This window comes from Butyrivibrio sp. AE2005 (assembly GCF_000686965.1).
Classification (GTDB): Bacteria; Bacillota; Clostridia; order Lachnospirales; family Lachnospiraceae; genus Butyrivibrio; species Butyrivibrio hungatei_A.
Genome location: NZ_JMMD01000007.1, coordinates 97,382 through 111,416 on the forward strand (window position 1 = coordinate 97,382; position 14,035 = coordinate 111,416).

The following is a 14,035-nucleotide window of genomic DNA, read 5'->3' on the forward strand; positions in this document are numbered from 1 at the left end:
TCACTCGCTGAGCAATTTATCCAGACGTTCTGAATCAAATCCCGCATCCGCATTGGACTTTATGATATCCATCATCTCGTCGTTCCCGTTATTTATCTTCTCACTGAGGAAAAGACCGTCAGCCTTAAGGTATCTCATGATCTGACCGATGCAAACATGCTTTCTCTCGGCTATTACTATGTCAAATGACCTTTCTGCCCACGGAAGCCTCATGGTATTCACATCTCCGAACGCAACGTCATCGGCGATAAGTCCCGCTATTCCGGCCTCAAATGAGTTAGCGCACACACCGGCTATAAAAGTATCGGGACAGCTGCTCTTTATGTATGATGCATTTGCTCCAAAACCGCAGGTAAAATCAAGAATTCTAAGGCCCTCTTTTTGCTTTGAATAAAGATCTATAACACTATCTGCTGCCTCAAACCACGGAAGCGAATAGCCCCAGATATCAAATCCCCATTTATCTATAAACTTGTTCCTGCTCTCGGTCATGGCATTCTCATTCTGGGCAAAACCGGTTCCGCCATTGTGATAAATAAAAGCATTCTTGCAGACATACTGTATAAAACCTGCCCTGGCAAGTCTGATTCCAAGATCGTCGTCTTCGAAATATCCCGGAGAAAAACGCTCGTCAAAAACTTTATAATCCTCCGCAACGCACCTTACAGCCTCTCTTGACAGCATCATCGCAAATCCCGTAAGCCTGAACCTCTTGATATATGCCATCTTCACGGGATAAGAATGCGCAGCGGCATAGCTTTCAAATATCTTGACACTTCTGTCAACTCCAAGTTTCCTGTGCCAGAGCTCGCCAAGTTCCTCTCCCGCATATCCGGACAGTTCCTCAGGCGTTACTTCCTGAAGTGACGCACTGTTTGAAAGTGCACTGACAGCACCGACATTTCTGTTGTCATAAAGCCCCATTCTCATGAAAAGCACTGCATTCTGTGTAAGGATAGCATCGTTATTAAGATAGAAAATGTCATTGTTCCTGTCACAACACACACTACCTATGTTGCAGCCTTTTGGGAATCCCGTGTTCTCATCGTTGAGAATAAGCTTGAACCTGTAACTTACGCTCTTTGCCTTTTCTTTGAGATACTCCTTTACTCCGTCTTCCGTAGATGCGTTATCCACAACCACGATCTCATATGCCCCCTTAGGCACATATTTTTCAATCGAGTCAATACATCTTTTCAAAAGATCCAGGTCATTGTGCGACAATATCATAAAGCTGAGCTTCCTGACTCTGAGCGTGCGGCTCTGCTCAAGCCCCCTCATTGCCTCCTTAATGACTTCACTGTCATTTTCATCATCGCAGTACATCAAAGCCGTTTCCAGAGTAAGGTACGACAGGTTGACATTGATGTCTGCATAATATAATCCGAGCATATAAAAAAGCTCGTAGTTGCCCCCGTCATAGGCAATTCCTCGAGCTATTGCATCATATTCAGCCGTTGAGTCTGCGAGCGCTTCCCATAGAGAAGCCTCCAAAAGACACAGCTTAGCTGCGTCCTTCGGCTCTTTTTCACCAATATGTAAATATTCTTCCTGAAATTCGTATAACGCTTCCTTATAGTCGCCTGTCGCTATAAGTTCCGTCAGCTTTTCATACATTTTATTCCCCACCCCTGCTACTTTTTGCGAACACCGCGGATCACCTTATACTTACATTTATGGTATCTTTTGCAAAAAATAATGTCAAGCGCGATGACGTTATAAAGTGTTTTGTCTATCGATAATATTTTATTGACTCTTCAAAGCTGACTTTAGGCTCCCAGCCCGTGTCTTTTTTTATCTTTTCACCTGAGACTTCAAGTGAAACAAAAGGATTGGCTCTGTTGCCGTAGCTAATTAGGCTCTCATCCGCTCCGACACACTTTGCGGCTCTTTTTACGAAATTCATTAATCTGTCACAGTCACCGTTTGCGATATTATAGACCTCTCCGGTCACTCCTTTTTCAAAAAGAGCTATTATCGCATCCGCGGCATCTCCCGCATCGAGATAATCCCAGTACTGCTCGCAGGAACTGAGACTTACTCCCTCTCCCGCCGCAAGTTTCCTTACAACATCGGGAAGCATTCGGCCTGAGGGTTCATATTTTCCGATAAGACTGAATATTCTTCCCCAGATAAAGTCGATTCCAAGGATCCTTGCTTTTGACTCAGTCAGATAATAAGCTGCTGCCTTGCAACTTCCGTAGGCTGTAAACGGCTCAAGCGGAAGATCTTCCGTTATGGGTCCGCTCTTAACTCCGTACTCAGCCTGTGACCCTATGCCGATTACCCTTATCGAAACGTCCATATTTTTGCTTTTAAGGCATTTATCTTTAATATCGCAGGCAGAATCAAGCAGAAGCAGAGATGCGTCTATATTCCGCCTCTGAGTATCAAAATCGTCTCTTGCCCCTCCCCATGACAGATGGAAAAGAGCTATCGCTTCCGCACCGCTTATATCATCGTCATCGATATAACCGCATATTTTGTCGTAGTCTTCCATATCGATGAGCACTTTTTTCAAAGACTCGCCCTCAGAAAACCTGTCATTGTGAGATGAGCCTTTTCTTCCTATCGCATAAACTTTATACCCATAATCTAACAGGTGCTCTGTCAGATTAGCTCCCGCAAATCCAAAGGCACCTGTCACTATGGCAATCTTACCATTATTTTTCATATTTATTACGCTTTCCCGCAAGCTTTCTTTATCACGTTTGCCATGAACTCGATCTTGCCATCGTTAAGCCCCGGATATACTCCGATCCAGAACGCATTGTTCATAACATAATCTGTCACGGACAGATCTCCAACAACTCTGTAATCACCGGCATCATCCACACTCTTCTTGCAAACGAACTCATCGAAGCAAGGATGCTTTGTGACATTTCCGCTAAAGAGAAGTCTTGTCTGAATGTTGTTATCCTCAAGAGCCTTGGTAATGGCATTTCTTGTAAGTTCGTTGCCGTTTCCGTCCTTAGCTCCCTCTTTTACGCCCATGATAAATCCAAACCATGAAGGATTGCTGTTCTCAGCGGGCTCGGGAAGAATAAGAACGTCTTTAAGACACTCAAGCTTCTCATAAAGGCTCTTCCAGTTCTTTCTTCTGGCATCGGCAAAACCGATGAGTTTATCAAGCTGCGCGCATCCGACTGCCGCCTGCATATCCGTAGCCTTAAGGTTATATCCGAGATGGCTGTAAACATACTTGTGATCGTATCCGACGGGAAGTTCACCAAACTTACCATCAAATCTGTGACCGCAGAAATTATCTTTTCCGGGAGGACAGATACAATCGCGCCCCCAATCCCTGTAACTTCTAACAAGTCTGTGAAGAAGAGCATTGTCCGTATATACACATCCGCCTTCACCCATCGTGATGTGGTGCGGAGGATAGAAACTTGATGTTCCTATATCGCCCCATGTTCCCGTAAATGCTGTCTTTCCGTCAATAGTATACTCAGAACCGAGCGCATCACAGTTATCCTCAACAAGCCAGAGTCCGTGCTTATCGCAGAACTCTCTTACTGCCTTGAGATCAAACGGATTACCAAGTGTATGTGCGATCATTACTGCTTTTGTCTTAGGACTGAGCGCCTCTTCAAGCATCGTAACGTCAATATTGTACTGAGGAACGGTAACATCAACAAATACAGGTACTGCGCCGTACTGCATGATAGGTGCGACCGTTGTGGGGAATCCACAGGCAACGGTAATCACTTCGTCGCCTCTCTTTATCTGTCTGTCACCGAGTTCAGGTGCCGTAAGTGCCATAAAAGCAATAAGATTGGCTGAAGATCCGCTGTTTACAAGGCTTGCAAATCTTACATTCAAAAGCTCCGCAAATCTCTTTTCAAATTCATCGGTGTATCTTCCTGCGGTAAGCCAAAAATCAAGTGAAGAATCCACAAGATTTATAACTTCCTTCTCATCAAAAACCCTTCCCGAATAAGGAATTCTGTCTCCCTCGGTGAAACTGTCGTTATCTTTTTTCAAAAAGCGGTTATAATAATCCGCAACAAGGTTCAAAATCTGCTCCCTTGCCTGCTGCTCGCTGTTACTCATCTTTTACTCTTTTCTCCTATACCTGTTTATAATACTCTTTTATCTGGTCTGTCATGCACTCTACGGCTTCGCCCTTAAAATAAGCGCATGTCCACTCTGCTGTCTTTGCCACTGCGTCGTCAATATTCCATTTTGGCGACCACTTAAGTCTACTCTTTATCTTGGAACAGTCAAGTTTTAAGAAACTTGCTTCGTGAGGACCGCCGTCAGGCCTTATCACGATCTTTATGCCATGTCCCTTAAACGCCTTATTACCCGCATTTTCAGAAACAAGTTTGTTCCAGGAATCCACAAAAGCTCCCGCAAGTCTGCCCGCAGTCACCGCATCGTCATCGTTTGGTCCGACATTGTAGTAGCCCGCATAGAACTTATCTTCATACTGCTTCTGTGCAAGAAGGATATACGCCGAAAGCGCCTCGAGCACATGCTGGAAAGGTCTTGTGGAGTCGGGATTTCTGAGCACTATATCATCACCCTTCTCCGCTGCTCTCACACAATCCGGAATAAGTCTGTCGTTGGCAAAATCACCTCCGCCTATGACATTTCCGGCTCTTGCGGTAGATACCGCTATTCCAAGCTCGTTAAAAAATGAATTTATATAAGAATGTGTTACCAGCTCAGAACACGACTTACTGTTCGAATACGGGTCGAATCCGTCGAGTTTCTCATCCTCTCTGTACCCCCATACCCACTCATTGTTCTCGTAAACCTTATCCGTGGTAACATTCAAAAAAGACTTAACGCTCGGGCAGTTCCTTACGCATTCACACACGTTTACGGTGCCCATCACGTTTGTTTCATATGTATATCGCGGATCCTTGTAGGAATCCCTTACAATCGGCTGAGCCGCAAGATGAAAAACAATCTCAGGCTTTGCTTTATCAAAATACTCTTTTAATTCCTCAAAATTCCTAATATCGCCGATATGCGAGTCCATCTCATTCGCAATACCGGAAATCTCATACAGATTCTCTTTTCCCTCAGAAGGTGCAAGAGAATATCCGTAGACATCGGCCCCGGCCATTATCATGATCTTGGAAAGCCAGCTTCCCTTAAATCCCGTGTGGCCCGTTATGAGCACTCTTTTCCCTTTGTAAAAATCTAACATCATTCACCTTTCTCTATCTCGGCAGCCTCTTTCTCATAATCAGCCGCCTGTTCTTCGTTGCCAAGCGCCTTGTAGCACTTTGCAAGCGCAAGCCTCGGAATTTCCTTGCTTGTCTTAATATCCAAAATGCTGGCACACTCGTACGCCGCATTGTAGAACCAGACTATAGCTTCGTCATAGTCATCTTTTCCAAAATAATATTCCCCGAGCTCACAGCACATCTCACTGCACATCTCGGTCGCAGCATCCTTAAGAGAATACTTTAAAAGTGCCTCAGCATCTTTTTCAAGAACAGCAATATGCGCAAGCACGCAGCTCGCCTCCTTGACCTCATCAACACTCCTGGTACTGTCTTTTACAGCTTCCGCAAAAAAATCTTTTGCCTTGATGAAATCATCATCGGTGCCCGCCATAAAGAGCTCCCTGGCGTACATTCCGTGAAGTCTCTTGGAAATGCGCCTTCCGCTTTCCACAGCCTTTCTGAAAGAAGACAGATCGCGCGATGCATGGTTCTCTTTTGGCCTGTGTATGATCTCGACCTCACTGTTGCAGATAACCGGGTCTATGGCAACCTGCTCGTGAATCGGGTCCTCCCACTTAAAGCTCCTGACTCTCTTAAAGAGCTTCGGGCGAAGTTCTCTGTCATAGTTGTAAACCGTTCTGAATGACAACTGATTGCAATAATACATCTGAACGATATCGATATCAAGTTCTTCAATATCCTTTTTGAGCTGAATAAATCTCTGCCTGTTGTCCTCATCCAGCTCCTCATCCGCATCCGCGGAATATATATAGTCACATGTTGCAAGTGAAAAAGAATAATTTCTCGCCTCGCTGAAATCTCCCGTCCACTTAAAGTCGTAGACCTTGGCGCCGTACTCCTTGGCAATCTCAACAGTCCTGTCCTCAGAGCCCGTATCCACAACAATCATCTCGTCAACAATCCCCTTAAGGCTCTCAAGGCATCTGCCAAGACTCTCCTCTTCATTCTTAACTATCATACAAAGACTGATTGTTATCATATTCCCCCTCCACACTTATGTAATGCAGTCATGTGATTACGTATCAATTTTACATTAAAATGCTATGTCTTTCTATAATTTATTGCCCGCAAAAGTGTATTATTGTAGAATTGTATTTAATGACTTAATTTGGTGGAAAGATAAATGATTCAAAAGTTTTTTGGTAAAAAATATATTTGTATATTGAGCTTGGTTTTTGTAGTATTGCCGGCCTGTTTTGGCTGTTCAAAACCTACTGCATCCGCAGAAGTAAGCGCTCAAAAAGCAATGGGAACTCCGGCTCCCGCACCTGCTCCCTTTGACAACAAAGAATTTATCGAAGAATCTTCTCTTACAAGCGCCGGTGAAGATCCCGCCGCAGCCGCTTCCGAATATACTCCCATCAAAAATTACGACTCTAAACTCAGCGTTCCGACTTACGTCACGCAGATTAACGATATTTGGTTTATAGTTGACTGTTACCACAACAGAGTGATCTACTCCGATTCACTCGAAAAGCCCCTTGAAGAATGGGACATCATGACATCCGACGCCACAAGACCTCACACGATCGCAAGTGACGGAAATGTCTATATGATCGATGATACAGACAACAACCGCGTTCTTATTTTTGAAAAAGTCGATGATAAATTCATCCACACACAGAGTTTCTACGACATCGGAATACGCCCACACTACACGGTCTACGACGAAGCCACCGACACTTTCTACGTGTGGAGCTCAATGACGGGAGAACTCTTCTGCTTTAGAACTGACGATTCCACAAACAGAGTTTATCTCACGGACAAAAGAAAAATCGATTCGCTTGACGGCATCTATATCCGTTCATTCTCTATAATCGACGGTGATATCTACCTTGTTTCCGGCGTTTCCGAAGAAGGTGCCGAGGCAACCGTCCTTCAATGCGACCTTGCAACGTTTGAAATCAAGCAGGTCTACGCTGTTCCCGATGAACTTGCCGGAATGGTTCAGATAACCAGGATACAGGATTACTACTATATCTCTGTTTCTACGGATAAAGCAGGAAATCAGGATGTTGCAACAATCGTGCGCACAAAGTCCCTTGAAGACCTTGCTGCCGGAGAGTACGAGGACATATACTCGACGTATTTCCTTGGTGGCGGAACGCCTTACTACATGTCTTCGGTAGGCGACACATATTTCCTTACAGAGCACCGCCTTGCAGACCATGCTCTCTGGTCTTTTAAAGTTGAAGATAATGAAATCAAAGACGTACAGCCGATTTTCTAGGCCTGTATCAATTAATGAATCAATTTTTATAAAAATTTAATTTTTTTCTTTATCTCTGAACAATTTCCTAGTAAAATTGAAATAGGAGATGTGAAAATGAGAATATTCGCAAACGTCAAAACGTCAATCAATCGATACAAAGATTATCGCACTATGACCAAAGACGATTTAGCGGACTTCTATCAGTCAAAGTGCGACTACTATCAGGAGTATGTATGGGTATGCCTGGTAGTCGGAACTATTCTTTCAGTTTTTTACATAGTTCCCGATTATCTGCTTAACGGCAGTATTATTCCCACGCTCATACCGAGGCTAACGGTATTGGGTATCCTTTTGTTGTTCCTTGTATCGCTCCATTTCTTTCACAGCAGAACAGCCATACTAACGGCAGACTACTTTCTTGTTCATTCCATTATTGTTGCCACCATATTTACAACTTATGCCCTCGGCAACAAGACCCTCGCAAGTGAGTTCTTCCTCATAATGAATCTCATCTTTCTTATTGTGGGCTTTGTGGCAAGACTAAGGGAAATAGTTTTTTCATATATCATTTTCTTGATTGAGATCCTTATCTCACACTTTATTATTCACTATGAAAATCTTCCCGTCATAATCATACTCACGATCCCGTGCGGACTTGCAGTAATCTTCTCACACATGATCCTGACTTTCATATATCTTGACCACTACAGGCTCAGTCAGAAGCTTGAACTTGCAATGATCACAGACCCGCTCACTCAGGTTTACAACAGACATCTTCTGGAAAAAATCGTCACGAAAAACGCTCTGATAAACATGGAAGAGCCCATTGCGATCGCGATGCTCGACATAGATAATTTCAAGAAACTAAACGACGATCACGGCCACTACACAGGCGACCTCACCCTCCTTTACATGGGCCAGAAACTTTCAAAAGAAACTCATTCCGACGACTACGTTATCCGCTTCGGCGGCGAAGAGTTCATCGTCATATTCAAAAAATGTGACATCAACAACGCATGCGCCCGCATGGAGCAATTCCGCCAAGACATAGAAAAAGCCGAAGACTCCCCCGTTCCGTTCACCATTTCCGTCGGAGTTTCCAAATACACCGGCGACTTCTCCAAGACAATCCAAAACGTCAACAATGCCCTCACCAAAGCCAAGAACTCCGGCCGCAACAGTGTGGTTGTGGTGTAGTGAAGATGTGACGTAACCAAACAGGCAGATGTATATAATTTTTGCTCAGGTTGTGCTAAACACTCCAATGAGCCCAAAACAGTAATCGATTCGTGCAAAGGCACTCACGATTACTTGGTCTCATTTCCGTAGCACAAATTCGCAAAAGATTATATACATCTGCCTGTTTGGTTACTGCATATTCTCACACTGTACTTAACTACATACTAAATCATTTGTTCATTTCACAACACTTAAAAATATATTCTTGCATCACTTTCTCATCTCTACAACGTAAAAAATCATAGTATATAAGAGTTGAACGGGCCTCTGAGCTCGTCGGTACTTATGCCACGTCTTCTGTGGCATTAGTACCGCTACGAAGCGAGGGGAGCGAAAGCGTCCCTGAAACTCTTATATACTATGATTTTGTATTTTTATAGCTGAGTAAATTCTTACTCCTCAGATGTATCCCCAACAGGCTTTCCGCCGGTTGCGAGCCACTTGAGGTATGCATTGATGAACGGATCGAGTTCTCCGTCAAGTACGCCGTCTGCGTTTGATGCCTTAAAGCCTGTACGTGTGTCATTTACCATTGTGTAAGGCTGAAGCACGTAAGAACGGATCTGGCTTCCCCAAGCATTGTCTTTTACCTCTCCACGGATTCCGTCAAGCTTAGCCTGATTCTCCTCCTGCTTCATGATAAAGAGCTTTGCTTTAAGCATCTGCATAGCCTTGTCCTTGTTCTGGAACTGTGAACGCTCATTCTGGCAGGCAACTACAACACCTGTAGGAATATGTGTGATACGAACAGCGGATGATGTCTTGTTGATGTGCTGTCCGCCGGCACCACTTGAACGATATGTGTCAATCCTGAGATCATCAGGGTTAATCTCGATATCAACATCTTCCTCGATATCAGGCATTACATCACATGATACGAAAGAAGTCTGTCTCTTAGCCTGTGCATTGAAAGGACTGATACGAACAAGTCTGTGAACACCGTGCTCAGACTTAAGAAGTCCGTACGCGTTTGTTCCCGAAATCTGGAATGTAACAGATTTGATACCTGCTTCGTCTCCGTCAAGAAGATCGAGAACTTCGGTTGTGAAGCCTTTTCTTTCTGCCCATCTTGTATACATACGATAGAGCATGCTTGCCCAGTCGCAAGCCTCTGTTCCGCCTGCACCGGCGTTAAGTCTGAGAATTACATCATATTTGTCATAAGGCTGGTTAAGAAGATTGCTGATTCTGATATTCTCGAGAGTATTCTCAAAATCATCAAGCTCAGATCTGATCTCTGCAGCCATATCATCATCGTCAACGCCCTCTGCGTTCTGCATATCGATGAGGTCGATTATATCTCCGTACTGCTTGTTGAGCTGATCAATCCCTGCAACAAGGTCCTGCATATTCTTAAGATCTTTTGTCTTCTTGTTTGCCTTCTCGGCATTATCCCAAAATCCGGGCTCCTCCATCTCACGGCTGAGCTCTTCTATTATCTTTTTCTTATTATCCAGATCAAGAGACGCTGTCACTTCTTCAAGAGTGCCTCTGAGATTCTGAATTTCAACTTTCATTTGATCAAGTATTACCATTGTGTTCTCCTATGTCCTATTCGCGATACGTTTGATTTCATCGGTATTTCTTTTGCCCAAACGTATCACTTATACCCTGCCGCAACAATTCTTATATTTCTTGCCGCTTCCGCAAGGGCAGGGATCATTGGGATAAACCTTGGCTTCGACTCTCTTAACGGGAGCCTTCTGAGCTGAATCATCCTTATTGGTTCCTGTAACCTTGGCAACCTGCTCACGCTCTACCTTCTCTTCGATATGAACATGGAAAAGAAGTCTGACTGCATCTTCCTTAATTCCCTTAGTCATATCATCAAACATCTCGTAACCTGCGAGTTTGTACTCAAGCTTAGGATCTCTCTGGCCGTATGCCTGAAGACCGATTCCCTGACGAAGCTGATCCATATCGTCAATGTGATCCATCCACTTTCTGTCGATTACTTTCAAAAGAATTACTCGCTCAATCTCTCTTATTGTCTCGGGCTCAGGGAATTCTGCTTCCTTAGCCTCATAGAGTTTAACGGCCTCTTCCTTGAGCTGCTGGATAAGACCTGACTTTGTAAGATTATCAATACGTCCTCTGTTGATCTTCTTAAGAGGAATTGTAGGAAGGAGGATCTCATTGAGCTCGTTGAAATCCCAATTATCTGAATCATTCTCCTCACCGACAACAGTCTCAACAGATGATTCAACGATATCCGTGATCATCTTGTAAATAGCATCCCTCATGGATTCTCCGTTGAGAACTTTCTTACGCTCAGCATAAATAATCTCTCTCTGCTCATTGTTAACCTGATCGTACTCAAGAAGATTCTTTCTGATTCCGTAGTTGTTGGACTCAATCTTCTTCTGTGCAGTCTCAATAGCCTTAGAAAGTGATGAATGCTCGATTTCCTGACCATCGGGAATTTTGAGCGCATTAAACATAGCAATAAGTCTCTCTGAACCAAAGAGTCTCATAAGATTATCTTCAAGTGAAAGGTAGAACTTAGATTCACCGGGATCCCCCTGACGTCCTGAACGTCCGCGGAGCTGGTTATCTATACGTCTACTCTCGTGTCTCTCTGTTCCGATTATCTTAAGTCCGCCTGCTGCCTTTGCTTCTTCATCAAGCTTAATATCGGTACCACGGCCCGCCATGTTTGTAGCGATTGTTACAGCGCCGTGCTTACCTGCCTCAGCAACGATCTCAGCCTCCATCTCATGGAACTTCGCATTAAGTACCTGATGCTGGATTCCTCTCTTTTTAAGGAGCTTACTGAGTTCTTCCGAAGCCTCGATTGTAATTGTACCTACAAGAACAGGCTGTCCCTTCTTGTGTGCCTCTTCTACGGCATCACAGATAGCCTTGAGTTTCTCTTTCTTGGTCTTGTACATTGCATCCTGAAGATCCTTACGGATAACAGGTTCGTTTGTAGGAATCTCAATAACGTCCATTCCGTAGATATCACGGAATTCTCTTTCTTCTGTAAGAGCAGTACCTGTCATACCACATTTCTTTTCAAACTTGTTAAAGAAGTTCTGGAATGTGATAGTTGCAAGAGTCTTGGACTCTCTCTTAACCTTAACGTGCTCTTTTGCCTCTATTGCCTGGTGAAGTCCGTCTGAATAACGACGTCCCGGCATAACACGACCTGTGAATTCATCAACGATAAGAACTTCATCATTCTGAACAATATAGTCGTGGTCTCTCTGCATTAAGTTATTTGCTCTGAGAGCAAGGATAATGTTGTGCTGAATCTCGAGGTTCTCGGGATCTGCAAGGTTCTCGATATGGAAGAACTTCTCAACCTTGGCAACACCCTGTTCGGTAAGGTTAACGATCTTGTCCTTCTCATTTACGATGAAGTCACCTGTTTCCTCTCTCTCAATGCCCATGATGGCATCCATCTTAGAGAGGTCTTCCATGTCTTCACCTCTGGTCATCTGCTTTGCAAGAATGTCGCAAGCCTCGTAGAGCTTTGTGGACTTATCAGACTGGCCTGAAATAATAAGGGGTGTTCTTGCTTCGTCGATAAGGATTGAGTCAATCTCATCGATGATCGCGTAGTTAAGTCCGCGAAGAACGCACTGTTCCTTATAGATAGCCATGTTGTCACGAAGATAGTCAAACCCAAGCTCGTTGTTTGTAACATATGTAATATCACAAGCGTAAGCTGCTCTTCTTTCCTCAGAATTCATGCTGTTAAGTACAACACCTACCGTAAGTCCGAGGAATTCATGAATCTTACCCATCCACTCAGCATCACGCTTTGCAAGATAATCATTTACCGTAACGACGTTTACGCCCTTTCCTTCAAGTGCATCCAGATATGAAGGAAGTGTGGCTACGAGTGTCTTACCTTCACCTGTTCTCATTTCTGCGATACGGCCCTGGTGCAAGATAACTCCACCAATAAGCTGTACCCTGAAGTGCTCCATTCCAAGTACACGTTTACCTGCTTCACGAACAACTGCGTATGCCTCAGGCATGATGTCATCAAGCGTTGCGCCCTCGGCAAGTCTCTTTTTAAATTCTTCAGTCTTTCCTCTAAGTTCCTCATCTGACAAAGACTGCATTATAGGCCTCATAGCCTCTATAGAGTCAACCGTGCTGCGGATTCTCTTAAGCTCCCTCTCACTATGTGTTCCTATTATTTTGTTAATAATACTCATCTCTTTATTTCTCCCTAAAAAAGGGTATACTGACCCCTTTTATTTAGCAAAAGTCCGTTGTACATTGTAACAGATTTGCATAAACTATTCAACTTTCTACATATAAAAAGCAGCTACAGGAGTTCTGTAGCTGCATATCAACTAATTATCACTTATCCGTGGAAATTTGAGTTACTGTACAAAATGCTTTTTACCTGACCGCCTTTTATTGTGAAGCTAAAGCTATAACCGTCGCATCTGTATGCATATATTTCTTCTTTTTTAAGCTTAGTCCTCTCATTAGGATTGCCATAAGCTGCCTCTACCTCTTCTGCCTTGCTTCCTATACCGATTCCTTTTGAAGTCTTAAATTCGCCGCCGTTAACAAGCATTGAACCGATAATTTCATTTCCTTCATCGGCAGATGTCGATATAGACAAGTTATAGTTTTCTCCGTTTTTATCGAAATCATAAGTTTTTCCGCTTGACTCTGTGCCATCTACTTCATCAGCCAATTCCGCAACAGACTTTATAGCCTCCACAACAGTCTGCGGATCATCCGTAAATGAAACGGTCTTTCCGTTATATTCAAAAGACGGATCTGCCTGCGTTATTTCTGTCGATATTGCTCCTGCTGAACCGCTTCCGCATCCCATAAGCGCAAAAACCATTGCAGATGCCATCATAATTGCTGTAATTCTTTTCTGTCTCATTTCTCTTTCCTCACTTAAAAATATATTTCACCATAGGCGTTTTTTGAACTGTACTAATCATTCTAATACACTTATACGCCCTTTTCTTATTTCTGTCAACAACCTGAATATTGTGGAGCGTTCTTTTTCCTGCGACGATGGATTTGCTTGTATGCTACTTCTAATGCCTATGGCTACGCTTATTTGCTTCTTTCAATGCTTCCGGATTCATCTATGACCGTGAATCCCCCTACGGCAATGCTACTCAAGTATCATCGAGAACTGTAAATTCACGCTTCTCTCTTATACTTTTCATTTATCGCATCTAATCCGATATTGCCACCATTTTCTCCGAAGCAATGTTGCTATCCGTGCACTCCACTTTCCAAAGCACCTATGACCTGTTAGCTGCTTTTTGCTCAAATGGGTCATACATACTCTTGGTTCTGCATTTAATTTTCCACGGGACATATGACCTGTTCTACTCTTTTCCCCCAAAAAGGTCATGTGTACTCTCTGTTATGCGCCCAGATT

General features: G+C 43.6%; 10 protein-coding genes. 2 read left to right on the plus strand and 8 right to left on the minus strand.

From position 1 onward, the window contains the following. From DL92_RS0108190 to DL92_RS18680, 5 genes are all read right to left on the minus strand, one after another. Positions 1 to 1,617: a glycosyltransferase gene (locus DL92_RS0108190; RefSeq protein WP_026667380.1), complete on the minus strand. Its 1,617-nt coding sequence runs from the start codon at positions 1,615 to 1,617 to the stop codon at positions 1 to 3. 115 nt (positions 1,618 to 1,732) lie between these two features. Further along, entirely contained in the window at positions 1,733 to 2,674 is a 942-nt protein-coding gene (locus DL92_RS0108195; protein ID WP_026667381.1) for an NAD-dependent epimerase/dehydratase family protein, read from the minus strand. Positions 2,675 to 2,679: 5 nt separating this feature from the next. Next, positions 2,680 to 4,059 carry a lipopolysaccharide biosynthesis protein RfbH gene (rfbH, locus tag DL92_RS0108200; RefSeq protein ID WP_026667382.1) on the minus strand — a complete coding sequence of 460 codons (1,380 nt, stop codon included), beginning with the start codon at positions 4,057 to 4,059 and terminating at the stop codon, positions 2,680 to 2,682. A 16-nt stretch (positions 4,060 to 4,075) separates the two neighbouring features. Then, positions 4,076 to 5,167, minus strand: coding sequence for a CDP-glucose 4,6-dehydratase (gene rfbG / locus DL92_RS0108205; RefSeq protein ID WP_026667383.1), 1,092 nt, complete (start codon positions 5,165 to 5,167; stop codon positions 4,076 to 4,078). Next, positions 5,167 to 6,189 (minus strand): tetratricopeptide repeat-containing glycosyltransferase family 2 protein, encoded by a 1,023-nt coding sequence (locus DL92_RS18680; RefSeq protein WP_034468753.1) that lies wholly within the window; start codon positions 6,187 to 6,189, stop codon positions 5,167 to 5,169. Before DL92_RS18680 ends, rfbG begins: the two co-directional genes overlap by 1 nt. 144 nt (positions 6,190 to 6,333) lie before the next feature. Here DL92_RS18680 and DL92_RS18685 point away from each other — a divergent pair, with 144 nt between their 5' ends. Both DL92_RS18685 and DL92_RS0108220 read left to right on the plus strand, forming a co-directional pair. Next, on the plus strand, positions 6,334 to 7,440 hold the full coding sequence (locus DL92_RS18685) for an NHL repeat-containing protein (protein ID WP_051625268.1): 1,107 nt from the start codon (positions 6,334 to 6,336) through the stop codon (positions 7,438 to 7,440). 96 nt (positions 7,441 to 7,536) lie between these two features. After that, a complete protein-coding gene (locus DL92_RS0108220; RefSeq protein WP_026667384.1) occupies positions 7,537 to 8,619 on the plus strand; it encodes a GGDEF domain-containing protein in 1,083 nt (360 codons plus the stop codon). A 434-nt stretch (positions 8,620 to 9,053) separates the two neighbouring features. Here the strand turns inward: DL92_RS0108220 and prfB are convergent, their stop codons facing one another. From prfB to DL92_RS0108235, 3 genes are all read right to left on the minus strand, one after another. Further along, positions 9,054 to 10,196 (minus strand): peptide chain release factor 2, encoded by a 1,143-nt coding sequence (gene prfB / locus DL92_RS0108225; protein WP_026667385.1) that lies wholly within the window; start codon positions 10,194 to 10,196, stop codon positions 9,054 to 9,056. A 69-nt stretch (positions 10,197 to 10,265) separates the two neighbouring features. Next, positions 10,266 to 12,830: a preprotein translocase subunit SecA gene (secA, locus tag DL92_RS0108230; RefSeq protein WP_026667386.1), complete on the minus strand. Its 2,565-nt coding sequence runs from the start codon at positions 12,828 to 12,830 to the stop codon at positions 10,266 to 10,268. A gap of 152 nt (positions 12,831 to 12,982) precedes the next feature. After that, the gene (locus DL92_RS0108235) at positions 12,983 to 13,522 is read right to left on the minus strand and encodes a hypothetical protein (protein WP_026667387.1); all 540 of its coding nucleotides are present in this window, start codon (positions 13,520 to 13,522) and stop codon (positions 12,983 to 12,985) included. Between the last annotated feature and the right edge of the window lie 513 nt (positions 13,523 to 14,035).

Bases quoted from the DNA above. Each gene is read 5' to 3' on its own strand.
- DL92_RS18680 (WP_034468753.1), bottom strand. From the start codon at position 6,189: ATGATAACAATCAGTCTTTGTATGATAGTTAAGAATGAAGAGGAGAGT.
- DL92_RS0108195 (WP_026667381.1), bottom strand. From the start codon at position 2,674: ATGAAAAATAATGGTAAGATTGCCATAGTGACAGGTGCCTTTGGATTT.
- rfbG (WP_026667383.1), bottom strand. From the start codon at position 5,167: ATGTTAGATTTTTACAAAGGGAAAAGAGTGCTCATAACGGGCCACACG.
- DL92_RS0108190 (WP_026667380.1), bottom strand. From the start codon at position 1,617: ATGTATGAAAAGCTGACGGAACTTATAGCGACAGGCGACTATAAGGAA.
- DL92_RS0108220 (WP_026667384.1), top strand. From the start codon at position 7,537: ATGAGAATATTCGCAAACGTCAAAACGTCAATCAATCGATACAAAGAT.
- DL92_RS0108235 (WP_026667387.1), bottom strand. From the start codon at position 13,522: ATGAGACAGAAAAGAATTACAGCAATTATGATGGCATCTGCAATGGTT.
- prfB (WP_026667385.1), bottom strand. From the start codon at position 10,196: ATGGTAATACTTGATCAAATGAAAGTTGAAATTCAGAATCTCAGAGGC.
- secA (WP_026667386.1), bottom strand. From the start codon at position 12,830: ATGAGTATTATTAACAAAATAATAGGAACACATAGTGAGAGGGAGCTT.
- DL92_RS18685 (WP_051625268.1), top strand. From the start codon at position 6,334: ATGATTCAAAAGTTTTTTGGTAAAAAATATATTTGTATATTGAGCTTG.
- rfbH (WP_026667382.1), bottom strand. From the start codon at position 4,059: ATGAGTAACAGCGAGCAGCAGGCAAGGGAGCAGATTTTGAACCTTGTT.